We start from the raw sequence: 22,435 nt of genomic DNA, 5'->3' as shown, positions 1-22,435 counted from the left end.
GCCATTGGGAGGCGGTCAGGGCTTTGGTTCGGAGCGCCTACGGTTTACAAATTGCCGGCGTTTGATGCCGTAACGTTCCATTAAGCGGTAAAAGCTGCGTCGCGGCAAGTTAGCGCGACGCGCCGCGGCGGATACATTGCCGCATGCTTCTCGCAGATAACGTTCCAGCAGGTCCCGCTCGATCATTTCCATTTGATGGCCACGACGGGCCCGAAATCCACTGGTTGTCTCGGTGCTTGACGAGGGTGGCTCCGTTGCCGCAGGCGTCAAGGACAGATTCAGATGTTCCTGGTGCAAAACGTCTTCTTCACTCAATGCGACGGCCCGTTCGATCACCGATGCCAGTTCCCGGAGGTTGCCCGGCCAGTGGTAACGGTTTAAGGTTTCCTGGGCCAACGGGTCGATGGACACCATTTTTTTGTTGTAGCGTCGACTCGCACGTTGCAACTGTTGCCGTGCCAATTCGGGTAGGGCATCCAGACGGTTGCGCAATGGCGGTAAGGTCAGAGTGCAGAGGCTGAGACGAAAAAACAGTTCGCTGTTGAACCAACCCTCCCTGATGCCCTGTTCCAGGTCCCGGTGGCTGGTGACGATCAGACGCACATCGGCCCAAGGGGCTTTTTCCCGGTTCAACCAATCGAGCAGCGCTTGTTGCACCTCCAAACTCGCATCGCCGATTTCATCCAGTAGCAAGCTGCTACCGGCGGCGAGTTCCAGCAGGCCTTGGGGCTTTTTTGCATCCGGCCGGCCTCCGAACAATTCTTCCTTCAGTTGGCGGTTGCCAAGCGCGGTACAATTAACGGTCGCCAGTGGCTGTTCGCTTCGATGGCTGCGACGGTGGATGATGCGCGCCAGGGTTTCCTTGCCCGTGCCTGCCTCGCCGCGCAGCAGGATGGGTTTATCACCGGGGGCCAACTCCTGCGCCAGTTCCAGGATCTGGCGCATGGGAGCATCCGAACCGATCAGGGTATCGTCCGGCACGTGACGTGCCAGTTGCAGCGCGCGTTCAAGGCGTAGTTTTTCAGCCTCGAGGCGTTTGACGAAATAAGGCAGGCACATATCTTCCAGTGCCAGGTTACGGCAGACGGCGGTTGCGTGTTCCCGACAGGTGTCGTAACCGCACGCACCGCAGTTCAGTTCGTCACGCTGGGCGAATTTATCCGTGGAATGAAGAACCCGGCGGATATTTTCACCGCTGGGATGTTCCTGAAGAGGTTGTCGATTACTGAAGGTTCGTTCCAAAGACAGGCCCGAAGCCGTTCCCAGATAAGCGCCGTCGGATAGATGCTTTTGGGGCTGACGGGCAAATTCCTGCACCAGGTTGCTCCTGGCGAAGGGCGATAGCCGGCTGGCAGAATCGCAAGGGCCTGTGCAGCCGCCTCGACATAATCGCAAGTCGACCACGGACGGTCTGATACGACCTGCAGCCAGATCGCGTAATATGTCCAAAGCGTTGTGGGGGCCTTCCGCGGAAAGGACGACTCCAGTGTCGCCGGAAAAATCCGGCAGCAGTGTGGCCAGGGCGCCTCCCGTTACTGGAAACAGCCGTTTGTCAGCAGCGCCGGTACCATCGAAGGGGGCATCGCTTAACAAAGTCGGGGTAATGCCCGATTCCTCGAATAGCTCGGAAAGCTCTGAGAAGGTCAAGGCCGCATCGACGGTATCCTGAAATTGATCGTCCACGGCTTCCAGTTTTGCCGCAAAACAGGAACTTATGGTGACAACACGCAGCGGTCCTGCGTGGGCAGCGCGTAAGGCCCGGGCTGCTGCCGGCAGGGGCGAAACCTGCGGTGCCATGTTGCGCAACAATTGGGGAAAGTGGCGCTCCACCAGCGCGATGACTGCCGGGCAGTGGCTGAGGATGGTCGGTGTTTGGGGGCGGGTGGACGGTTCGATTTTTAATCTCCCGGCCAGCAGTTCCACCCCCCAGGCGCCCTCGATCACCATGCCGAAACCAAGCTGGCGCAATCCGGCGATCATCTGCCCCGGGCGCATGTCGCCAAGGTAGGCCGGAAAGGATGGCGCCAGAAGCGCCGCCATCGGCTCTCTGCGTTTAAGCAGCCGGCGGCAACGTTCCAGATCTTTGACAGCATGGCGGGCTTGCTGGGTGCAGATTTGCAGACAGCGTCCGCAACCGATGCAGCGACCGGGACTCAGATCGGTGCCCTGCCGAGTGACGCGGATGGCTTTGACGGGACAATGGCGAACGCAGGCATAGCATCTGCGGCAGCGCTGGGTATCGGTCTGGATATGGCCCATCGATGATTCCGATCGAAACGGAGGGAACTTAGGTCACGTAAAGGATAGCTGACGATGGCCAAAGTGTGCCATTGTTGCCACAGGCAAGTCAAACACTTTGTGAGAGTTGTCTCAGCCTTTTCGGGTGGGGACGCACTCCGCAAAACCGGCGATATGTTGTGTCCTAGGAATCAACTTCGGGCAGGGCAAAAACCGGTTCTTCGATCGTCTGGCTTCGACATACTGGGCATTTACCCGGTTTTTTCAGACGCGTGCGTTTGGCGAAAGTGAAACCGCACTTTTTGCAAAATGGCGGCGTGATCTGCAGGGACCGGTTTTGTCGGCGCAAACTCTGCTGCAGATGTTCCAGGTGCGGGTATACCTGTTTTTCCCCGATGCCGATGGCCATGGAAATCTCTTTGGCCGTCATAGGCTGTCGTGTCAGCAGTTCCATGATCTGCCGGCGCAGGGTAGCACCCCTCTCGGCAGGTATCGGCGGGATTTTGTCTTTCACTCGGAGTCTCTCCTTTGCCATGGGGAGATAACGGAGATTCAATCCATATAGTTTCGTCCGAACTGACGGCCCACATACAAACCGGTGGCCGAGCCAGCCACGGAAAGAAAATAGGCTGCCATGAAGCCGATTTTGATACCCAGCCCCCATCCCGCGGCACCGCCGGCGGAGATCGCAAGCAGTATCACGTATCCTTTAATCATGCTGAAATCCTTTCTTCCGAGCAGGATCGAGGCAAAATGTTTCAACCCTTGCCACGGGTTTTGGTCCTGCCGGGTTTGGTATGTTTTTCGATGAAGCGGATAATTTCATCAGCGACATCTTTGCCGGTGGCGGTTTCGATGCCTTCGAGACCTGGCGAAGAGTTGACTTCCATGACAATGGGACCGCGGTTGGATTGCAGGATGTCGACCCCCGCCACGTTCAGCCCCATGATATGGGCCGAGCGTACGGCGGTGGCTCGTTCTTCCGGGGTCAGGCGGACCACTGTGGCCTTGCCGCCGCGATGGATGTTGGAGCGGAACTCGCCTTCGGCGCCCTGACGTTTCATGGCGGCGACGACTTTGCCTCCCACCACCAGACAGCGGATGTCGGCGCCGCCGGATTCCTCGATAAACTCCTGGACCAGGATCTGTTCTTTGAGGCCTTTGAAGGCTTCGATGACGCTTTCGGCGGCTTTTTGCGTTTCGGCCAGAACGACACCGATCCCTTGCGTGCCTTCCAGCAGCTTAACGACCAGCGGAGCCCCGCCGACCTGGTTGATCAAGTCCTTGGTATATCTGGTCGAATGGGCGAAGCAGGTGTGCGGCAGGCCGATGCCTTTGCGGGACAACAACTGCAGGCTGCGCAGTTTGTCCCGCGAGCGGCTGATGGCTACCGATTCGTTGACGCTGTAGATGTTCATCATTTCGAATTGGCGCACCACGGCTGTGCCATAAAAGGTTATGGAGGCACCGATGCGCGGTATGATGGCGTCGAAGCCGGTCAACTCCTCGCCCTTGTAGTGAATGGTGGGGCGTTGCGAGGCGATGGTCATATAGCAAAGCAGCGGATCGATAATCCTGGCCTGGTGCCCGCGGATGATGGCGGCTTCATACAACTTGCGGGTGGAATAGAGTTCGGGGTTCCGCGATAAGATGCCGATTTTCATTGCCAGTCCTCCTGCTCGTAAATCTTGCCCAAACCACGGCCTCCCAGATAGGATGCAGCCGGATCGACGATCAGCCGGCCGGTCATCGCAGTTCGGCCCAGCAGCATGCGAAACAGCATACTCTCGCGGTTGGTAAGGGTGATTTCGATGGACCATTGCTGCGTTCCGAAGCAGACCATGGTTTCGATAATATAGCGCATTTCCCTATGTCCGCCGCTGTCGGAAACAAGCCGCCGGTCCTTGACGGGAGCTTCGCATGTCATCGAGATGTCGGTGCGGCGTTGCAGGGGATGCAGGCCGAAACGCACATATTTCCCGCCGTCCTTGTCAAAAGGCTCGATAAACCACGCATGCAGCGCCGAGGTGCGCGCTCCCGTGTCGACCTTGGCTTTGATGGCGGGCACGCCCAATTCGGGTAGGGCCAGCCATTCGCGCCAGCCGATTTCCATTTTCATAAAGTTGCCTCATGCGGTTGGGCCGCAGGTCGGGACGGAGTCAAAGAAAAATACCTGTATATGAAGCAAGTACATCAGATTTGCAACAGATTTGTTGGGTGCTTCAATATTTTGTAAAAGATTTGGGTTTTCTGAAGTCTCGAAACTTTAACCTTAATGTTGCCTGAACCGGTGCTGTTCGGTTGTTTTAAAGACTTTATCTCTGCATTAGTATTCCCCTGTGACGCCGCCGGAGTGGAGCGGCCGACGGGCGAAACAGACGGAAGACTGAGCGCAGCGAACCCTTCCGTCCGCCCGACGGTTGTGCAGCGTAGGGTACCCGCCGCAGGCGGGCCAGGAGTCGGGGCGCGTTTTTCTGCTTACTCTTTAGACGCGTATCAAAAGAGTAAGGCGCCGGGCGGGGGCGCAACCCCGCGGTCTTGAAGTTGCTAGCTTGGAATCTTCAATTTTAACATCAACACCACCGGCCCCGGCTGGCACCCCTGGCGAAAATGCCCTCCGCGCATCCCGCATCTTTACTAAAATCAACATTCATGTCCTCTCTGTATCGAGCATTTCAGCCAATGACTTGAACGGGCTGGGGACCGTGTTTTGCTGGCCGACCACCTCGCCATCATGGAACATCCACAGGGTGCCCGGCCGCATGTTGACCCACGGTTCGTTGTCGGTCAGAGGTTGCGTTGCGATGATCGCAACCCGATCCTCGGGAGTTGTGACCTGCCTGAAATCGATGCTGATATCCTGATCTTTGAGATGCGCCTCGGCAAAAGGTGCTCGCCGAATGATGTAGCTTAACTCGGTCGAGCAATGAGCCACCAGACAATCGCCGTTGGATAGCAGAAAGTTGAATATTCCCATGCCGGCCAGTGGCAGGCTCAGTTCGCCCAGGGCGTCAAACAGTTCCTGCCGTGATGGTGCATCTGTGCCGAAGCGTTGTCGCAGGCTTTGCAGCATCCAGCAGAAGGTTTGTTCGCTGTCGGTGTTGCCGACCGGGACATAACTGCCGTCCAGCTGCGGTTGGAAGTGAGGCAGATTGCCGTTGTGAGCGAACAGCCAGTAGCGCCCCCACAATTCACGCATGAACGGATGGGTGTTTTCCAGGCTGGTCACCCCTTGAGTGGCTTTACGGATATGGGCCACCACATTCAGGGAATGGATGGGATAGCTGCGCACCAGTTCAGCGATGGTCGATTCGGCCGAGGCTTGCGGATCGACAAATAGCCGTACGCCCTTGCCCTCGAAAAATGCGATACCCCAACCATCGGAATGCACATCGGTGGAGCCGCCGCGTTGTCGGAAACCGGTAAAGGAAAAACAGATATCGGTCGGTACATTGCAGTTCATTCCGAGTAATTGGCACATGGAGAGGGCCTTTCGGTCATCATGCGGTCGAGATTTATGGCGCGAGATCGAGGCTTCTTTTCTATCCCCTGCGGGATATCTTATCTTACCAAATCAACCCATGTGAAAACAGCATACCGGCTCGGTTCTCTTCAGAAACAAAGTATGAACGACACATGACGCTGCATGTCCATGAAAAATTAACCCCTCTGTAACCTGTCCCTAATTTCACTGCGCTAGTCTCCCCATGATTTCGATTTTCCACGGCAGGAGGCAAACGCGATGACGCAGCAAAATCAGTACGATCCTTTCGATATTCCCTGGCCCCTGGCTCAAAACCCTCTGGTCAAAAAGGTTGTGATGTCTCCGCTGGAACGTTTGCTCGGCGTGCGGCAATGCCGGGATATTTATCGGCAGTTGCCTGCCGGGGACTCTCCCGAGGATTTTTGCCGGGCGGCGCTCGAGCAACTGCAGGTAACGGGAGAGCCGGAGGGGGAGGGGCTGGAACCGGTCCCATGCCAGGGTCCGGCCATTGTCGTGGCCAATCATCCTTTCGGCGCGGTCGAGGGGTTGGTCATGCTCGAGGCGCTGCGCCGAATGCGTCCGGATACCAAGGTGCTGGCCAACAGTCTGCTGGAGCGTATTCCCCAATTGCGCGAAGCCCTCATCGGGGTCGGCATTTTGGGCGGCGCGCAAGGCACCGGTGTCAATATCGGTCCTCTGCGCCAGGCCATCCGTCATGTGCGCGATGGCGGTTTGCTGCTGATCTTTCCGGCCGGCGAAGTATCCCACTTGCAGCTGCAGCGCCGCGAAGTGGCCGATCCTCCCTGGCAGGTTTCGGTGGGGGCTTTGATTCGTCACTGCCGGGCTCCTGTGCTCCCTGTATATATTCCGGGTCGCAACGGCATGGTATTCCAGCTGGCGGGGCTGATGCATCCGCGGCTACGCACATTGCTGCTGGGGCGCATGCTGTTGGCGCATAAAGGGCGTCCCGTCCGTTTCCGCGGCGGTCGTCTCATCCCCTGGTCGCGATTGGAACAGTGCGCCGACGATCGGGAACGGATCGATTACCTGCGTCTGCGAAGCTACCTTCTGGGCGCCGCCGATTCTGTCGGGGGGCCTTTGAATCCCTCCACCGATATCGAGCCGATGACCGTTATTTCGCCTCAGCCAACAGAGCTGGTGGCCGCTGAAGTATCCCGCTTACCTCAAGGGCAGCTGCTGGTTCGGAACGGTCCCATGCAGGTGTGGCAGGCTGAAGCCGGCCAGATTCCTTATCTGTTGCTGGAGATCGGTCGTTTGCGAGAACTGACCTTCCGGGCCGTAGGGGAGGGTACGGGGCGCTCCTTTGATCTGGACCGTTTCGATCAGGATTACCTGCATCTGTTCCTGTGGCATAGCGAACGACAGGAGTTGGTCGGCGCCTACCGTGTCGGCTGCTGCGATACGCTGCTGAAACGTTTCGGCAAGCAGGGGCTCTATACCCATACCCTGTTCAAATTTCGGCGTCGCCTGTTCGATGCCATAGGTCCGGCATTGGAGCTGGGACGTTCCTTTGTGCGGCCCGAGTACCAGAAAAGCTACTCCCCCTTGTTGCTGCTGTGGAAAGGCATCGGCCGCTTTGTGGTCAAGAACCCTCAATACCGGGTGTTGTTCGGCCCGGTCAGTATCTCCCGCGATTATAGCGATTTGTCCCGGCGCCTGATTGCCGGCACCCTGCAGGCCGAGTTGCCGTTGCCGCAACTCTCACGCCTGGTAAAACCTCGGCTACCGTTTCACGCCAAGGCGCGTATTCGCGGCTGCAGCGGGGAACTGGCCCGCACCTTTTGCGGCAGCATGGATCAGGTGGCACCGCTGGTGGCCGATATCGAAGTGCAGCAAAAAGGCATACCGGTTTTGCTGCGGCATTACCTGAATCTGGGGGGCAAACTGCTTACTTTCAATCGCGACCCGCAATTCAGCGATGTGCTGGACGGATTAATCCTGGTCGATCTGTTGCAGACCGATCGGAAAACCATCCAGCGTTACATGGGACGTGAAGAGGCCGAGGCCTTCTTCACCTATCAGCGGCTGCTAAGCAGTCAACGGGAGGCGTTGTGTGCCTGATGGATATCCTTGCCATGGTGGTGAACCTGCATGTAAAGCAGAGGCTACAGGACGGCTGGCGTATGCTCGAGAGACACTGGCATGCCAGACGCACAGAGGGACGTCTGCAGCGGCTGCAGCGTCAGGTGCGACGGCTTGAACAGAGGTGTTTATCTTTGCAGAAATGAATGCCAATCCGCTTCAGGCCCCAGGATTTGAGGGGGGCGAAACGGCGTAGTTACCACCTTTGGCGGAACCAGGCAACTCGCATTGGTCTTCTTTGTTTTATTGAGATCACATCCGATCTGAACCCTGCCCTAATACGGCCCGTTTATGTTTGAGATACTAATGCGTTCGGTAGAGTGCAGAAAGGTGGTGTTATGGCATTTCTCTACGGTTTTTTGTTGTTGGCGGGTTTATGCGCGATTGGCTATGTCAATTATCGTTCGGCGCTTAAAACCGCTCGGCGATTGCAGCAGCTCTATGGGGATAACTGGTTTTCATCCGGAAACGATCCTTTTCCCCAATCTCTGCGTCAATCTTCCCACTTGCTTGTGCGGCGTAAAAACTACGCCTCCGCGCAAGAGCTCGATTTTCTTGACCTTGGGAAAAATCACTCGTTTCCCTTATGAAAACTACGCAGTGTGCATCCTGAGTTTCCGGATGCACACTAACTAGTGGTCCGTGGGGTTACTTGTTGCCGCCCGCTATGGCAAAGTGACCCTTGTTTGCAGCTTTCCCTTTCTGGTTTAACGGATGTTTGCATGTCTTTACGCGTGACCCTGATCTCCGAAACCTACATGCCGCAAATCAATGGGGTATCGCGTACCCTGGAGAGGTTGGTCGCTCATTGTCTGCAGCGCGGCGACCAGCTGCAGCTTATGGTCCCGGATTATAACGTCGAGAGTGAGGATCCTCAAGGCGTGGAGCGTCGCTCGTGGCGCGGGCTGCGACTGCCTTTTTACAAGGAGATTTGTCTGCCGCTGGTGGCGGCCCGTCGCTTGCGGCGTGCGTTGCAGGACTTTGCTCCCCATGTTGTACACATCGCCACTGAAGGTCCTCTGGGCTGGACGGCGTTACGAGTCTGCAGGCAACTCGGATTGCCGGTGGTGAGTTCCTACCACACCAACTTTCCGCAGTATCTGGACTCTTATCGGCTCGGCTGGCTTGAAGCCGTGGCCTGGCGTTATCTGCGCTGGTTTCATAACGCCACTTCCGCCACCTTGTGTCCTACGTCGACGACCCGCGACATGCTTGTTCAGCGCGGTTTTGAACGTGTCGGGGTATGGGGACGGGGAGTCGATCCCCGCTTGTTCGATACGGCCCGGCGCAGTGTTTCCGTGCGCCGCGAACTGGGGATCGGCGACAACGAAGTGGTGGCCGTTTATACCGGCCGTCTGGCCGCGGAAAAGAACCTCCCCTTGCTTATGGAAGCCTGGCGGCACCGGCCAGCCGATGGTCCCGACCGGTTGCTGTTGATTGGTGACGGGCCTTTGCGGAGCAATCTGGAGGCAAAGGCGCCGGCCGGCGTGGTGTTTGCCGGCTATCGCTGGGGCGAGGATCTCGCGCGTTGCTACGCCGCCGGTGATCTATTTGTCTTTCCATCGATAACCGATACCTTCGGTAACGTCATGTTGGAAGCCATGGCCTCCGGGTTACCCGTGATCGGTTTCGATGTTGCGGGGCCGCGTGACGTCATCCGTCACGGGGAGACCGGGCTGGTTATTCAGGATCAGACCGCCGGCGCTTTGGCAGCAGCCATGGCCCGTATGACAATCATGACGCAACAGCGGCAGCATATGAGCCGCATGGCCCGCAGCTATGCCGAAACGCAGAGCTGGCCTCATATTCTGGAGCAGGTTCGTGAGCAGTATCGGGATGTTGTGCCCCGAGTCCATAGCGGGAAAGGGCGTTCCGGATATGAAGGCCAAAATCCTGAACACTGATTAGTGGAAAAACGCCGTTTAATTTCCCTGCTACAATCCATGTTCGGCTTTAAGCCAGTGTGGTCCATTCCTGCAGTGGTGTGTACGTTTCCTGATATGCCCGGCTTTGCAGCTACGGTTTATATCTACCCGACGATTTGTCCCTGCTTTTCGCTTCAAAACACAATCCTAACAAACATCTCATAATTAAAGAATCCTACCTGCCTAGCGTTTACACCAAATACGTGGTCCGCCTCTGGATATCCCTACTTTCAGGTCAGAGAGGAGTGCTTATGTCCGGTCCCGTCGTTCACAAGAGGTTGGTTGCCGGTTACGCCCATTACGTTACGCCACTGGAAGCCGCCCTGATGCGTCGGCTGTATTGGCTGCGGGATCTTCGCTGGGTCACTGCGGCTTTCAAGCTTGTCAGTCGGCTGGGCGATGGGCCTTTGTGGGGGGGCGTCGGCGTCAGTCTGTTGCTTCTCGGTGGCCCTGCGGAGCGCTCTGCCGTGGCCGCTGCCGCTTTTGCCGCTTTGTTGGCCATCGGTGTTTTCAGTCTCTTGAAACGTCTTATCCGGCGGCCACGTCCGTTTGAAAGCTGGACCGACCTGTCCTGTCTGGTCCTGCCACCGGATCGGTTTTCCTTTCCGTCCGGCCACACACTGACCGCCTTTGCCATGTACGGCAGCCTGGGGGGGCTGCTGCCGGCTTTGGTGCCGCTGCTGTTGACTTCGGCCGTTCTGATCGGACTGTCCCGGGTTTATCTGGGGGCTCACTATCCGACGGACGTGCTGGTCGGCGGCCTGCTCGGTACGCTGTTGGGTCGTTTGGTTGCCTGGGCCTGGCTCGGCTGGTTTACCAGCGCAGCTGCGGTGTTCTGAGCCTCTTTTACGGTGCTTTGCCTGCGAGCATCGAACCCGCAAACCTTGTAAGGCAGGCGCTCATATTTCATTTTTTTGTCGGTGCTTGTTCGGATTTTCCGAAGAGACACCTGTGTATTTACGGTTGGAAAACAGGAGAGTCAAATGCAGTTAACGATTGGAAAACGTCTGGCCTGCGGATTTGTTGCCGTGATGGCTCTGGTGGGATTGATGTTCGCCATGACCTGGTGGGGAACGCGCGACCTGAACGAGGCGCATCGCCAACTCGGCGACGCTTTACGCAACGCATCCCAGGCGCAGGTCGAGGCCGCAGCCCTTGATGCCTGGGCAACGGCGCTTAAGGAAACGCGGGCCGATGTTACCGCCCGCTTGAACGGGCTGCGCGGTGCCGTTCTGAACAATGCCGAGCATGCCACGCTGTTTCCTGAAGAGCAGCCTGATGCGTTGGAGCAGTTGCTTGCCGGGGATATGCTGGCGGACATGGGGGCGTATCTGCCCGAGGCGGAAGCGGCGGTTCTGGAACTGCAACAGGCCCATGACACCTTGAAGGCGGTTGACGGGCAGATCCGTGCGCATTGGCAACCGCGTCATGAAGGCCTCGCCGAGGCCCTCGAAGGGATCAAACGCACCCAGTTATACTGGGTCCTCAAGGTTGCCAACATGCTGTTCATCAAAAGCGGCGTCAGCGAACTACTGTACGAGGAACTGACCGATACGCCACTGGAAGAATTTCGTGCCGGGCCGGTTTATCAGCGCTTTGCCGGCGAATTTCCGGTGCTGGCCGAAGCAGTCGATAAAGCGGCGCCGAGCAATGCCCGATTGTGGGATGCATCCTATGAGCTGGCCGGTTTGACCATGGAAAGTCAATGGGAAAAAGCGCGGCTGCTGTATCGCGACGTCTTTCCTACGACCGTCAAGTCCATGTCCGTCGACCTCGACCGGGTGCTTGCCGTCGAAGGGCAGATTCTGCAATCTCAGCAAACCGTTGTCGGTTTGCTCAACCATGAGGTCAAACAGGCCTCCAGGCAGGCTTTGGATGCACTTTCCCGCTTGCAGGAACAGCTTGACGGTCTGAGCACTGCCAAGGCCAAGGCTCTGACCGATTCGGCTTCTGTGCTGCTTTCCCGGGAGGAGAGCGTTTCCCGTAAACTGGTCAGCCTGCAGCGTGGTAATCTGCTCATAACCGTGATCGTCATGGTGTTGGCCGCCCTGGCCGGTTGGAGTATTACCCGCAGCATTACCCGTCCTTTACATCAAACGGTGGAGATGATCCTCGACCTTGAAAACGGTCGACTTGATCGTCGTCTGGGTTTGACGCGCCAGGACGAACTGGGGCAGATGGCCCGAGCCCTCGATACTTTTGCCGACCACATGCGCAATGAGGTGATGACGGCGTTCGACCTCCTGGCGGTTGGCGATTTCACCTTCAAGGCGCAAGGACCCATTCGCGAGCCGCTGCATCAGGCCAATGCCGCCTTAAGCGGTCTGGTCCTCCGCATGCGGCAGGCCGGCGATCAGGTCGCGGCCGGAGCCGCGGAAATAGCCCGTGCCAGTCAGGACTTATCCCATGGCAGCACCCAGCAGGCCTCTTCCCTCGAGGATATCACCGGTAACCTGGGCGACACGGCCCGGCAGGCCAGGGAAAATGCCGAACGGGCGGTTCGCTCCACCGACCTGACCGATCGTTTGGCACAGGCGGCCGGCAGCGGGCAGCAGCAGATGCACGACATGGTCACGGCCATGGAACAGATCCGTCAGGCGACTCAGGATATCGCCAGGGTCATTAAAATGATCGATGAAATCGCTTTCCAGACCAATCTGCTGGCGCTCAATGCTTCGGTTGAAGCGGCTCGGGCCGGCAGCCACGGCAAAGGTTTTGCCGTGGTGGCGGAAGAGGTGCGCAACCTGGCGGCGCGCAGCGCCAAGGCTGCAGCGGAGACAGGCAGCATGATTCAGGATACCCTGCAGAAGGTGGAGCTCGGATCCAGGGTTGTGGCCGGTACCGATCAGGCTTTGCAGGAGATCGGTCAGGGCGTAGCTCAGGTTAAGGAGCTTGCCGACGATATTGCGGATGCCTCCGATGCTCAGGCCGAGCGACTGGCCCATGTTAATAAGGAGGTCGGTTGCATTGACCGTATCATCCAGAATAATGCCGCCAGCTCCACCGAGGCTGCCGCTACAGCCGAACAGCTGGCAGGCTGGGCCGATGAACTGCACAGCATGCTCAAGAATTTTAAACTGGAGGGTGCTGGGCTGCTAACCAAAAATTTTGAAAAGCCTGGCAACATTCGCTTGCTGCTATCCGGCTCAGAGCATGGACACACCCTCGCGGGGTAAGCGGTCCGGGGTGTTCACCAAGGATTTTATGCAAAACACTAAGCCGGCTCCGAAAATATTTTTCGCGGCCGGCTTTGTGTATGGCAATGCCGTTGCCGCTTTTTACCCTGAGATCTGACATCAGGACCGCGGGGTGGCGCCCCCGCCCGGCACCTTACTCTTAAGCAGAAACACCCCGTTACTGGCCCGCCTGCGGCGGGTTCCCTGCACTGCGCAACCGACGGGCGGGCGGACAAGATTCGCTACGCTCAGTCGTTCGCCTGTTTCGCCCGTCAGCTGCTCCGTTCCGGCGGCGTCACAAGGGGATAACGCCATCACTAAAGCGGCATTCGCTTGTCCAATTCAGTAGCGACGGTTTATGCAACAGCTTACAAAAGTCTACGTATTTCATCCTCCGAAGTTCCGAACCGATTCATCCATGAAGAATTAACTCGCCTGTAACCCCTCGCTAATTTCCGCAGGGTAGAGTCCCCGGCAAGTCAAAGCGTACGCGATTTAGTTACCTGATCATATGCTCCTGGAAGGGGTGCCGATGTCCGTAGCGCAACCGTTACCGAATCTGAGGGTTATCGATGGACAGTCTTTGGTCGGATTGAATTCAGACAAGGCTGTTACGCCACCCGATCAACTGTTGGCCCGGTTGGGAATCGACAGTTCCAGTGCCGAGAGCCTGCTGGCCACCCTGCCGTTTGTCGGGGACGATGTTACCGCCGGTGCGGAAGCGGAGCTGCAGGCTGCCGTGTTCGGTTCGGGGGAGCAGGTCGATCTGCCTCGCAGTGTGAGGGAATCCGGTTTTTTCGCTCAGATGGCGCGGCGGGCCCAGTCCGGTGATGTCCCCCGGCAGCGGGGCGATGAATTGACAGCATGGCTGGAGAATAATGATAAAGGAGTTTGGGAGAACAGTTGGGTAAAGTTTCCCCGCAGTAGTCTCAACAGTCTGGCCGATGCCGTTTTTAAGCGGGACCTGCTGGTCGACAAGCGTCGCCCCGGAAGCGGTCTGCGCAGCGACCATACACGTTTCAGGGTAGCCGGATGCCAGGGCGAAGATGTCCGCGTTCCCATCAGTTACCTGGTGAAACTGGCTTTGGCCGATGCCATCGGCGGGTTGGAGCCTTTGCCCGCCCTGGTGCGTGAGATGGGTATGCGCTTGCTGGATCATTTCCTCAATGACAACACCTCTCCGGAAACCTTTTCCTTTTTCGTGGTGCCGCTGCCCGCCAAACGCGGCCTTGGGCAGGCGCTGGGTCGTGAAGCGGCCAAGCGTTTTGCGTTGACCCATTTGCTGGTGCAGTACGCCAATCGGCAATTCGAGCTTGGCAGCAACGGTCAGCGCGCCATGATCTACGCCGCTCCACAGCCTCCGCTGCGACAACGCCAACTCAACGATATGATCCCCGATGCCATGTATCGTGACCTGTTCATGAGCCCCTGCCTGTCGGGCTGGGACCGGGGCGAGGATAAGCATCGCTACATGCATCTGTGCCACGAGGTGCTTGGTCGCAGCCGGCTTAATGCCGTGGCCAAGTTGCGTGACGCCGGGGTTATCCTCAATAACCTGGTGGTGCTGCCCAATTTGTCCAACACCAGCCTCGCCAACAACGGTGTGCATATCACTCTCGGCAGCCGTCGTTTGACGGCTTTGCGTGCCGCCGGTCTGGATAATTTTGGCGCCGCCGAGGAGAAGCGACTCGGTGATCTGGTCATCAAGATCGTCGAGCATTTCATGCCGCTGTTTGTTGGCAGCTACAGTGCCGCGCCGTCTCGTCTGGGGTTTGCCGATTTTCATCCCGAAAATGCCCTCGGTTTCCTGGCGCATGAACTCGATTATACCCACCTGCGCATGTTATGGCAGCAGTGGCGCAAAAAGGCCGACCTGTCGGTTTTCGGTCGTTCGGTAACCCCCTTCGGACCGCCCTGGCTCGATGGCATGGTGGCCGGGGCCTTCCGGCTCAAGGGTGATTATGTACCCGACTTGCGCCTGATCGATTACCCTGTCTGGTTGCTGAGTACCTATCGTTATCCGGCTTTGGATGGTTCTCCTGCAAGCCAGTTGCAACTGAAGCGCGATCTGGCAGCCCAGGGGGTGTTTGATGAGCGCATGTCCCTGTATCTGGCCTGCAAACAGCGCCAGTTCGATGCCATGGGGTTCTGCGGGTTCGAAGGCCGGCAGCATAGCCTGTTCCCCGAGTTCTCCCGGGATATGGGCAAGGCCGCAAGTCTACAGACGCTGGTTGTGGCTTTGGCCTACAAATACCTGGCCCAGGGCTGTTACGATCATCGGCATATCCCGGACGACCCGGTGACCGAAAGTGAGCGGCGCCAGATGTTTTTCGGCACGGCCTTGGGCATACCGAGCTTCTACGTGCGCAAGCATACCCGCAATCGATTGCTGCGTCGTATTTTGCGATACACCGACGGCCTGCGGGCCAGTCGCCGTTATCCCGGTTACCTGAGCGTATCGGTGGATGCTTATCGGCGGGCTCTGTTGACCGTTGTCACCGAGGATGGTGCCGGGTTGGTCGAAGCTCTGGGCGTCGGGGAGGTGGTGCGCGATTTACGCCTGCGCCTGGAGTTGCCCGGTGTTTTTTCCGCTGCCGGTCGTTTGACCAACGGTATTTTGTCGGAACTGGGGGCGCTGGATCCCATGGCGGTGTCGGCGCAGGATTTCAACCGTGCCGCCGAAGACTACTATCGTGGTCCTTTGCGGCTTCATCAGTTGAAGGAAGGACTGCACGCTCTGGAAGCGGATCTTGCCCAGCTTGAATGTGTGGCTGCCCGGGATGCGACTTTGCGACAAGCCTTGCGGGGATTGCTGGGCGATGATTCCGCCAGCGGAGTTTTGCGCTCGGTGAAGAGCGACTGCCTGGCCGACAAGCTGCCTGCCGACGGATTGCGCCGGCTTATTCATCTGCTGGTTCTATCCACTCACTACGATGCTGCTCGCGCCGGGCAGCTGCTTTCCAAAGGATAAAAACGCGATGGCGGTTACTCATCAATACGTTGAACGGGAAACCGGGAATGTGCGCACCGAACAGCTGTTCGGCGATCGCCTGGTGCGATTTCTCTATCATCCGCTGCGAGAGCACGCTCACTGGCTGTTCCGCGCCTTTACCGGAGGGCGTTGTTCGGCGGCGCTGGCCCTGTTCAACTACGATTTAGCCCTCGGCTGCCGGGTACTGGGCAATCGCGGTTTTCTGCAGGAGTCCGGGCTCGATCTGAGGGAGTGTCTCGACCCGGTCGAACAGCTGGATACGGCCCGCAAAGTCTTCGAGCGCAAGATCCGCTACTGGGAGTGCCGACCTGTATCGGATGAGCCGCGTGCGGTCCTTTCCCCCGCCGATGCGCGCATGTTGGTCGGTTCATTTCGCGAGAATGGTCAGCTGTTTCTCAAAGACAAGTTTTTCGATTTCGAGGAACTGCTGGGACGCGACCGGATACGCTGGCAAAAGGTATTTGCCGGCGGCGATTACGCCATTTTTCGCCTGACGCCCGACAAGTACCACTATAACCACACGCCGGTATGTGGTCGCGTCATCGATTTTTACGAACTGGACGGCGTTTTCCATAGCTGCAATCCGCAGGCGGTGGTGCAGGCGGTGACGCCCTATTCCAAAAATCGCCGTGTGGTGACGGTGTTCGATACCGATGTGCCCGGTGGCACCGGTGTCGGCCTGGTTGCCATGATCGAGGTGGTGGCTCTGATGATCGGCGAAGTGGTGCAGTGCTACAGCGATCATGCCTACAACGATCCGATACCGGTGCGCTCCGGCCTGAGCGTGACGCGCGGACGGCCCAAAAGCCTGTTCAGGCCCGGCAGCAGCACCGACGTGCTGATCTTCGAAACCGGTCGGGTGCGGTTTGACGAAGACCTGCTGCGCAATCAAGGCCGTTGCCAGGTATCGAGTCGTTTTTCTCAGGGATTCGGGCGTTCGCTGGTGGAAACCGAAGTGCAGGTGCGCTCTCGCATCGCCATGCCGGCGGACGTTTAACTTACGAGTGGGGGAGTCGATGACGAATCTGTCTTTTCTTTCGATGCTGGCGCTGGCTACCGGCGCGGTTTTGTTCTGGGGTTTTCGTTATCTGCCGGGCCGGCACTGGCAGTTTGCCGCCACTGTGCCGCGGTTTGATGTGGTCAGTGGCGAGTGGCGGGGGCACAATCTGACCTGGTACGGCTTGCTGACCGCAACCGCGTGCCTGGCCTCGGTGATGCTGGTTCTCAGTCTGCTCGGCGGCATCGGCGTTTCCCATCAGGCGAGCCTGTTGCTGGCGGTCACCCTGCTGATCGTGTGCCTGGCGGCGGCCAAGGGCCTCGCCGCCCTGATCGAAGGCAAAGCCCACACCTTTTCCGTCGGCGCGGCGGCATGTGTAGGTTTCATGCTGGCGCCCTGGATCATCGCTACGGTCAACCGGCTATTGCCCGCAGGGGCGGGGGCGCCGTTACCGATGCTGCCCACTCTGGCGGCCCTGGCTACGGGATATGCTTTCGGGGAAGGGCTGGGGCGTCTGGCCTGCATCAGTTTCGGCTGCTGCTACGGCAAGCCGCTGGCTCAATGCCGGCCGTGGGTGCAACGCCTGTTCAGTCGCTGGCATTTTCGGTTTAGCGGCGATACCAAAAAGATCGCCTATGCCGACGGGCTGGAGAACCAGCCGGTGCTACCGGTGCAGGCTCTGACCGCCATGGTCTATTGCGGCACCGGACTGCTGACCAGCGGCCTGTTTCTGGCGGGTCATTTCGCTGCAGCATTTCTGGTCGCTGCCTTGGTGACCCAGGGCTGGCGCGCCTGGTCGGAAACCCTGCGCGCCGATTGGCGCGGCAGCGGGCGACTTTCCGTCTACCAGATCCTCAGCTTGCTGATCCTGCCTTACGCCATCGGTCTGGCCGCATGGTTCCGCTCCGCCGCTCCGCTGCCCGATATTGCCGCCGGATTGGATAGTTTATGGCATCCGGGCGTGTTGCTGGCCTTGCAGGGCTTGTGGCTGCTTGTTTTTATCTGCATGGGCCGCAGTCAGGTGACCGGCGCGCGCATGAGCTTTTTCGTTCACCATGATCGGATTTAACGCCCTGTATTTCCGTCATAAAATGATGGCCTTGCGCAATACCCTTGCGCGACTGTTGGTGCAGGGGCATTCCCGCCGTCGTCTGGCCTGGGCGCTGGCGCTGGGGATCACGCTGGGGTTGGCGCCGCTGGTGTGGGGTACCACCCTGATTTGCCTGCTGCTGGCCGTTGCGCTGCGGTTGCCTGTAGCCGCGGTGCAAGCGGGCAACTATGCCGTCTATCCCTTGCAGATGGCCCTGTTATTTCCGTTTCTCACGGCTGGGCAGTATCTGCTGGCGCCGGGACAGCCCGATGTGCTGGCCCGGTTGCGGCAAACCCTTGCGGCCGATCCGTTGCTGTGCGCCCGACTGTTCTGGCAGGTTAACCTGCGCGGAATGGCGGTGTGGCTGGTTGTGGCGCCGCTGCTGATGTGGGGAGCGTATCGTCTGGTGCATCGGCTGTTGCCGGAGGCGGTTCCTTGATTCTTTGTGGAAAGGGAGGGGAAAAGGGGGCAAGCCATTGGTGTGTAGATCATGACCCGTGCCAGTATGGCTTGGGAATGGCCATTGTTTTAGGGGGAAGGAAAGGATTGGGGATGTCTATGCGAATACGATTCGGTACATCGGTTTGCTCGAACATCTCCTTGATATGGGGGTGGTTATAGAAGAATTGATGAAAGCTTCCATCCCGGTAGGCTTTGTGAAAACCCTTTTCCAGAATTTCGGCCAGGACCGTATTTTCTCTGTTGGTGAAAAAAAACATGGCAAACGGGTAAACAAGCAAGAGTTTTTTTTCAACGGCAAGGTCGGGGTAGTTGTTTTGGCGGGACTTGACCTCCACATAGCCTTCGCTAATCCCTCTCGAGAAGTAGTCCACGCGGTCACCGGCGTCGATCATTTTGAAAATATTTGCGTATCGACTGGTGAGCTGTCGTAAGCCGGCATGTTCCAAGAGGGCAATGTCGGTCCATCCGATTCCCTGGATACCGATGAAATTTTGAAGGTCCTCCAGGCTTTTTACCGCATCGAATCGGATCTGGTCCCGCTTGTTGATGATAAAAATCCGGTACCCCAAAAGCCCCCGGTAAACCGGAAAACGAATGGGTCGCAGATCTTTTTCCAGTTCATCGGAGGTTCCCATCCAGTAAAGGTTGATTCTGCCACTTCCGGTTTTCAACTCATGGATGATGCGTGCCTGACTGTAGACTTCCGGTGCCAGGGTAATGTTGTAGTCGACGGCTGCTTTTTCGAGAAGCAGTTTCAGCATGCCGATCTGAAAATCATCCCTTTGATTATTCCGGGATGTAATGGGAAGTTTGATTTCAACGGTCGATGCTAAAGAAACTGTAGGCAATAACAACCATACGCAAAGCATGATCCTTATCCACGCCAGGAGTCTTTTATTGGCTGCATTCATCATACTCCCGGCAATTGTCGTATCTGCCATCTTCATAACTTTCGTATGGCTCATGGCTAACATTCGCCCTGATATATCCGAAAAGTGTTGCGGCCTTCATTTTTGGCTTGATACAAGGCCTTGTCGGCATTGTTCAGGACTTGCTGAAAAGAGGTGATCTTTTCATTGCATTCGGCAATGCCAAAACTGACCGTAAACCGAATTCTTTGTTCATTATCGGACAGAACAATCTTGGAAATGGCCGTTTTAAGCCTTTCGGACATTATGGCGGCCTCTTCTGAGCTGGCATGGGGCATGATGATCGCGAACTCCTCCCCGCCCAGACGCCCCAGTATGTCCGATGAGCGCACAATGGCATTCAGGTGTTCGGCCAGGGTTTTCAGGGCCTCGTCCCCCATCTCATGGCCATAGCAGTCGTTTATTTTTTTGAAATGGTCGATGTCCAACATGATGATCGAAAAATGGTGATGGTGGCGTGCAATTTGATTTTCCAACAGCAGCCCGTATTCGAAAAAGGCCCGGCGGTTACTCAAGCCTGTGAGCGGGTCAAGGCGTGCCAGGTTTTCAGCGATTTTCTTCTGCGTTTCCAGTTCTTTGGTGCGTTCGGCGATTCTGTCTTCAAGATAATCCTGATTGCTTTTCAGGGTTTGGGTCCGATTGTTGATGGCCCGGACAATCTTATCCAGTTCGTCCTCACGGTTTGGATGGTCTTTTCTGGACAGTTTTAACGGGATGAAGGATTTGTTGACGTCCAAATCGTTGGTGAAACTGGCAATGTGGAGCAAATGCCGGGTGACCTGGAAATGAAACAGGAAAAATATAAACGACGCCACCAGGAATATTTTGATTATGTTGGTGGACAGAATAACTCCCCATTTCCTAATCAGGGAATGGTAGGTTTCATCCAGACTGGCGATAACCCGGAGGGTGCCGACATCGATTTGCCTGTGGGGGGATGAATGGATCAGTTTAAAGCTTTTCTCTATGGTTTTACCATGGGGAATGGTGCCGGCCTTCCAGCCCCGGTGATTTTCAACGCTAACTTCCAGGTATTCGATTGCAGGAAGTTCCACCCACGCCTGGAGTTGGACCATAATCATCTCATCGTAAAAACTCCAGACGTTTTCAGCTAACGGCTTGAGATGCAGTTTTTCGATTTGATCGAACTGAATATGGATGTGTTCGAGGTCGTCATTGAAGTCGATATAAAGTTGAATCGCCGAAGTGAAGAGCGTGATTACGGAACTGAATAGGATAATGGCAATGAGTAGCCGTTTGCCTATTCTGCCCGCTTTTATAGTTTTCCCGCGTTTCGATTGTTTCATTGTCAGGTAAATTTATGCTTAATTCTTAAGGCGTTAGGCTGAACCTTGCCTTGTGGCAAGGAACGTATGGCCCTGGGGCCGTTTCTCGGAATTTTTTGCTCATCGAGGAAGTCTCAGCAAAAAGGCAGACAGCGAATCACAGGCTATTTGCTCCAAGGGTGAAGGCACTTTTTCCCGCTTTTTTTGAGTCATACAGCGCCATATCCGCTTTTTTGAACAATTCTCCGAAGTCCCCATCATCGACATCCATGGCAATCCCGATACTGACAGAAATTTTGGTATGCGGGAACTTCCGGGCAACTTTATCTCCAAATCCTGTCAGCAGTTGCTCGGCGCACTGTTCCGGCCTGTCCGCACCTTTCACCTGAGGAATAATGATGGCAAACTCATCGCCGCCAAGCCGAAAGAGATTTTCAGCGGGAAACAGCTGCTGCAGCAAGTCGGAAAAGGCGATCAGCACTCTGTCTCCTTCGTCGTGACCATGCTCATCATTGACTTCCTTGAAGTTATCGAGATCCACGAGCAACAGTGCCGTACCCGGTTGACAAGGGGTTTTCCGCATAAAATCCTGAAGACTGCGCCTGTTATTCAATTTGGTCAAATAATCGGTGTGGGCATCGATTAGCAGTTTGTTTTTGTATTGGTGCTCAAGAGTAATATCCACAAAAAGGTACACATGACCGGCCAGTACGCCAAAAGTATCCAGTAGCTTTTCATCATGGATTTTCAGAACTTTATTCTTTGAAAGGAGCAACGTCCCTTCTTTTTCTTTTTCGATAATCCATTTTTTACTGCGAGTGAATGATTTGGATTCATCGATCAAAAAATCGACTTTTTCGCCGACAAACTCGGTGCGATCAAGAGAGAAGATGTCGATACATTTTTGGTTGACACTCGTAATATTCCTGTCTTTGTCGGTCACCATGACGGCAAAAGGCAGCCCCTCAATCAAAATATTCAACTCGATCAGCAAGTTCTGCAGGTCGGTCACATCGTGGGCGAACCCAACCGTGCCGATAACCTCGCCATCGGTGTCAAAGATCGGTGATTTATAGGTTTTGAACTTTCGAAGTTCATCGCCGCATTTCACCGTTTCATCAAACAGGCAGGTTTCCTTCTTGTTGAGGACAATCTCTTCAGACTCCAGGCAAATATATTCCCCCTGGGCGTATTCATCAGGTTCAAGATCCCAGATGTAATAATGCCCGCGGCCTTCTATCTGAGCCTTGGTCTTATTGACGGTACGGCAGAAACTGTCGTTGACTTTCAGGTGGGCCCCCCGTGCATCTTTGAACCAAATCAGATCGGGCAGACTGTCTATCAGGGTATCCAGATATTTTTGGCCAAGGATGGTCTCGTCCCGTTCTTTGAGATGCCTTAAAATCCCGGCGAAGGAGGCCTGGACTTTATCTTCGGCAAAAGGCTTGACCCAGACCTGGTCAAAGAGGTGGTAATTCTCTGCCAGAACAGGAAAGCTATCGGAAGTAAAGCAACCTATCACGACAACCCGGTCTGCTTTGATTGACTTAATAGGCTCCAGGGATTCTGCTGCAACGGTTTGAAAATCGAGGACAATGATCGCATAGTCGTTCAAGTCGGTTTCATCAATATTGGGTGAGCAAAGAAACCGATGGGAAAACCTTTCCTCGGGTTGCACCCCTTGGAGAAGCGTTTCAATTTGAGAATCCTGTGAAACAATAAAGATATTGAGTAACCGATGATACATGGTTAA

General features: G+C 56.4%; 19 protein-coding genes. 10 read left to right on the top strand and 9 right to left on the bottom strand.

Annotated elements, in window-relative coordinates:
- Positions 1-15: 15 nt before the first annotated feature.
- From PCAR_RS12620 to PCAR_RS12600, 6 genes are all read right to left on the bottom strand, one after another.
- Positions 16-2,259: a [Fe-Fe] hydrogenase large subunit C-terminal domain-containing protein gene (locus PCAR_RS12620; RefSeq protein ID WP_011342071.1), complete on the bottom strand. Its 2,244-nt coding sequence runs from the start codon at positions 2,257-2,259 to the stop codon at positions 16-18.
- Between the two features lie 163 nt (positions 2,260-2,422).
- The gene (locus tag PCAR_RS12615) at positions 2,423-2,752 is read right to left on the bottom strand and encodes a transcriptional regulator (RefSeq protein ID WP_011342070.1); all 330 of its coding nucleotides are present in this window, start codon (positions 2,750-2,752) and stop codon (positions 2,423-2,425) included.
- Between the two features lie 38 nt (positions 2,753-2,790).
- Positions 2,791-2,955 carry a hypothetical protein gene (locus tag PCAR_RS18810; protein WP_158447427.1) on the bottom strand — a complete coding sequence of 55 codons (165 nt, stop codon included), beginning with the start codon at positions 2,953-2,955 and terminating at the stop codon, positions 2,791-2,793.
- 41 nt (positions 2,956-2,996) lie between these two features.
- Complete coding sequence (gene rimK / locus PCAR_RS12610; protein ID WP_011342069.1) at positions 2,997-3,902, bottom strand: 30S ribosomal protein S6--L-glutamate ligase; 906 nt, start codon at positions 3,900-3,902, stop codon at positions 2,997-2,999.
- Positions 3,899-4,357 carry an ATP-dependent zinc protease family protein gene (locus tag PCAR_RS12605; RefSeq protein WP_011342068.1) on the bottom strand — a complete coding sequence of 153 codons (459 nt, stop codon included), beginning with the start codon at positions 4,355-4,357 and terminating at the stop codon, positions 3,899-3,901. Before PCAR_RS12605 ends, rimK begins: the two co-directional genes overlap by 4 nt.
- A 531-nt stretch (positions 4,358-4,888) precedes the next feature.
- Positions 4,889-5,719 carry a class II glutamine amidotransferase gene (locus PCAR_RS12600; RefSeq protein ID WP_011342067.1) on the bottom strand — a complete coding sequence of 277 codons (831 nt, stop codon included), beginning with the start codon at positions 5,717-5,719 and terminating at the stop codon, positions 4,889-4,891.
- A 261-nt stretch (positions 5,720-5,980) separates the two neighbouring features.
- On the opposite strand from PCAR_RS12600, the gene PCAR_RS12595 reads away from it, so the two are divergent.
- The 10 genes from PCAR_RS12595 to PCAR_RS17975 all read left to right on the top strand — a co-directional run bounded on the left by PCAR_RS12595 (position 5,981) and on the right by PCAR_RS17975 (position 18,444).
- The gene (locus PCAR_RS12595; RefSeq protein WP_011342066.1) at positions 5,981-7,804 is read left to right on the top strand and encodes a lysophospholipid acyltransferase family protein; all 1,824 of its coding nucleotides are present in this window, start codon (positions 5,981-5,983) and stop codon (positions 7,802-7,804) included.
- Positions 7,795-7,971 carry a hypothetical protein gene (locus PCAR_RS18805; protein ID WP_158447426.1) on the top strand — a complete coding sequence of 59 codons (177 nt, stop codon included), beginning with the start codon at positions 7,795-7,797 and terminating at the stop codon, positions 7,969-7,971. Before PCAR_RS12595 ends, PCAR_RS18805 begins: the two co-directional genes overlap by 10 nt.
- 192 nt (positions 7,972-8,163) lie before the next feature.
- Positions 8,164-8,415 (top strand): hypothetical protein, encoded by a 252-nt coding sequence (locus tag PCAR_RS12590; RefSeq protein ID WP_041531377.1) that lies wholly within the window; start codon positions 8,164-8,166, stop codon positions 8,413-8,415.
- Between the two features lie 132 nt (positions 8,416-8,547).
- Positions 8,548-9,729 carry a glycosyltransferase family 4 protein gene (locus PCAR_RS12585; protein ID WP_011342063.1) on the top strand — a complete coding sequence of 394 codons (1,182 nt, stop codon included), beginning with the start codon at positions 8,548-8,550 and terminating at the stop codon, positions 9,727-9,729.
- Between the two features lie 272 nt (positions 9,730-10,001).
- The gene (locus tag PCAR_RS12580; protein ID WP_011342062.1) at positions 10,002-10,589 is read left to right on the top strand and encodes a phosphatase PAP2 family protein; all 588 of its coding nucleotides are present in this window, start codon (positions 10,002-10,004) and stop codon (positions 10,587-10,589) included.
- A 1,266-nt stretch (positions 10,590-11,855) separates the two neighbouring features.
- The gene (locus PCAR_RS19280) at positions 11,856-12,926 is read left to right on the top strand and encodes a methyl-accepting chemotaxis protein (RefSeq protein WP_425358614.1); all 1,071 of its coding nucleotides are present in this window, start codon (positions 11,856-11,858) and stop codon (positions 12,924-12,926) included.
- Between the two features lie 532 nt (positions 12,927-13,458).
- On the top strand, positions 13,459-15,897 hold the full coding sequence (locus PCAR_RS12570; protein ID WP_011342060.1) for a hypothetical protein: 2,439 nt from the start codon (positions 13,459-13,461) through the stop codon (positions 15,895-15,897).
- 7 nt (positions 15,898-15,904) lie between these two features.
- The gene (locus tag PCAR_RS12565) at positions 15,905-16,915 is read left to right on the top strand and encodes a phosphatidylserine decarboxylase (protein WP_011342059.1); all 1,011 of its coding nucleotides are present in this window, start codon (positions 15,905-15,907) and stop codon (positions 16,913-16,915) included.
- Positions 16,916-16,934: 19 nt separating this feature from the next.
- Positions 16,935-17,984, top strand: coding sequence for a prolipoprotein diacylglyceryl transferase family protein (locus PCAR_RS12560; protein ID WP_011342058.1), 1,050 nt, complete (start codon positions 16,935-16,937; stop codon positions 17,982-17,984).
- The gene (locus PCAR_RS17975) at positions 17,971-18,444 is read left to right on the top strand and encodes a DUF2062 domain-containing protein (protein WP_011342057.1); all 474 of its coding nucleotides are present in this window, start codon (positions 17,971-17,973) and stop codon (positions 18,442-18,444) included. The genes PCAR_RS12560 and PCAR_RS17975 overlap by 14 nt, the downstream gene beginning before the upstream one ends.
- A 49-nt stretch (positions 18,445-18,493) precedes the next feature.
- Here the strand turns inward: PCAR_RS17975 and PCAR_RS12550 are convergent, their stop codons facing one another.
- From PCAR_RS12550 to PCAR_RS12540, 3 genes are all read right to left on the bottom strand, one after another.
- Positions 18,494-19,441, bottom strand: a complete 948-nt coding sequence (locus PCAR_RS12550) for a hypothetical protein (RefSeq protein WP_148204344.1) — start codon at positions 19,439-19,441, stop codon at positions 18,494-18,496.
- Positions 19,435-20,703: a sensor domain-containing diguanylate cyclase gene (locus tag PCAR_RS17970; protein ID WP_011342055.1), complete on the bottom strand. Its 1,269-nt coding sequence runs from the start codon at positions 20,701-20,703 to the stop codon at positions 19,435-19,437. Before PCAR_RS17970 ends, PCAR_RS12550 begins: the two co-directional genes overlap by 7 nt.
- A gap of 136 nt (positions 20,704-20,839) precedes the next feature.
- The gene (locus tag PCAR_RS12540) at positions 20,840-22,429 is read right to left on the bottom strand and encodes a sensor domain-containing diguanylate cyclase (RefSeq protein ID WP_011342054.1); all 1,590 of its coding nucleotides are present in this window, start codon (positions 22,427-22,429) and stop codon (positions 20,840-20,842) included.
- Positions 22,430-22,435 lie beyond the last annotated feature (6 nt).

This window comes from Syntrophotalea carbinolica DSM 2380 (assembly GCF_000012885.1).
In the GTDB taxonomy this organism is placed as follows: Bacteria; Desulfobacterota; Desulfuromonadia; order Desulfuromonadales; family Syntrophotaleaceae; genus Syntrophotalea; species Syntrophotalea carbinolica.
The sequence above is the reverse complement of the archived record's forward strand: the minus strand, read 5'-3'. Positions and strand labels throughout refer to the sequence as shown.

Excerpts from the sequence above, each read along its gene's own strand:
- PCAR_RS12620 (WP_011342071.1), bottom strand. The coding sequence starts at position 2,259 with ATGGGCCATATCCAGACCGATACCCAGCGCTGCCGCAGATGCTATGCC.
- PCAR_RS18810 (WP_158447427.1), bottom strand. The coding sequence starts at position 2,955 with ATGATTAAAGGATACGTGATACTGCTTGCGATCTCCGCCGGCGGTGCC.
- rimK (WP_011342069.1), bottom strand. The coding sequence starts at position 3,902 with ATGAAAATCGGCATCTTATCGCGGAACCCCGAACTCTATTCCACCCGC.
- PCAR_RS12605 (WP_011342068.1), bottom strand. The coding sequence starts at position 4,357 with ATGAAAATGGAAATCGGCTGGCGCGAATGGCTGGCCCTACCCGAATTG.
- PCAR_RS12600 (WP_011342067.1), bottom strand. The coding sequence starts at position 5,719 with ATGTGCCAATTACTCGGAATGAACTGCAATGTACCGACCGATATCTGT.
- PCAR_RS12595 (WP_011342066.1), top strand. The coding sequence starts at position 5,981 with ATGACGCAGCAAAATCAGTACGATCCTTTCGATATTCCCTGGCCCCTG.
- PCAR_RS12590 (WP_041531377.1), top strand. The coding sequence starts at position 8,164 with ATGGCATTTCTCTACGGTTTTTTGTTGTTGGCGGGTTTATGCGCGATT.
- PCAR_RS12585 (WP_011342063.1), top strand. The coding sequence starts at position 8,548 with ATGTCTTTACGCGTGACCCTGATCTCCGAAACCTACATGCCGCAAATC.
- PCAR_RS12580 (WP_011342062.1), top strand. The coding sequence starts at position 10,002 with ATGTCCGGTCCCGTCGTTCACAAGAGGTTGGTTGCCGGTTACGCCCAT.
- PCAR_RS19280 (WP_425358614.1), top strand. The coding sequence starts at position 11,856 with ATGATCCTCGACCTTGAAAACGGTCGACTTGATCGTCGTCTGGGTTTG.
- PCAR_RS12570 (WP_011342060.1), top strand. The coding sequence starts at position 13,459 with ATGTCCGTAGCGCAACCGTTACCGAATCTGAGGGTTATCGATGGACAG.
- PCAR_RS12565 (WP_011342059.1), top strand. The coding sequence starts at position 15,905 with ATGGCGGTTACTCATCAATACGTTGAACGGGAAACCGGGAATGTGCGC.
- PCAR_RS12560 (WP_011342058.1), top strand. The coding sequence starts at position 16,935 with ATGACGAATCTGTCTTTTCTTTCGATGCTGGCGCTGGCTACCGGCGCG.
- PCAR_RS17975 (WP_011342057.1), top strand. The coding sequence starts at position 17,971 with ATGATCGGATTTAACGCCCTGTATTTCCGTCATAAAATGATGGCCTTG.
- PCAR_RS12550 (WP_148204344.1), bottom strand. The coding sequence starts at position 19,441 with ATGTTAGCCATGAGCCATACGAAAGTTATGAAGATGGCAGATACGACA.
- PCAR_RS17970 (WP_011342055.1), bottom strand. The coding sequence starts at position 20,703 with ATGAAACAATCGAAACGCGGGAAAACTATAAAAGCGGGCAGAATAGGC.
- PCAR_RS12540 (WP_011342054.1), bottom strand. The coding sequence starts at position 22,429 with ATGTATCATCGGTTACTCAATATCTTTATTGTTTCACAGGATTCTCAA.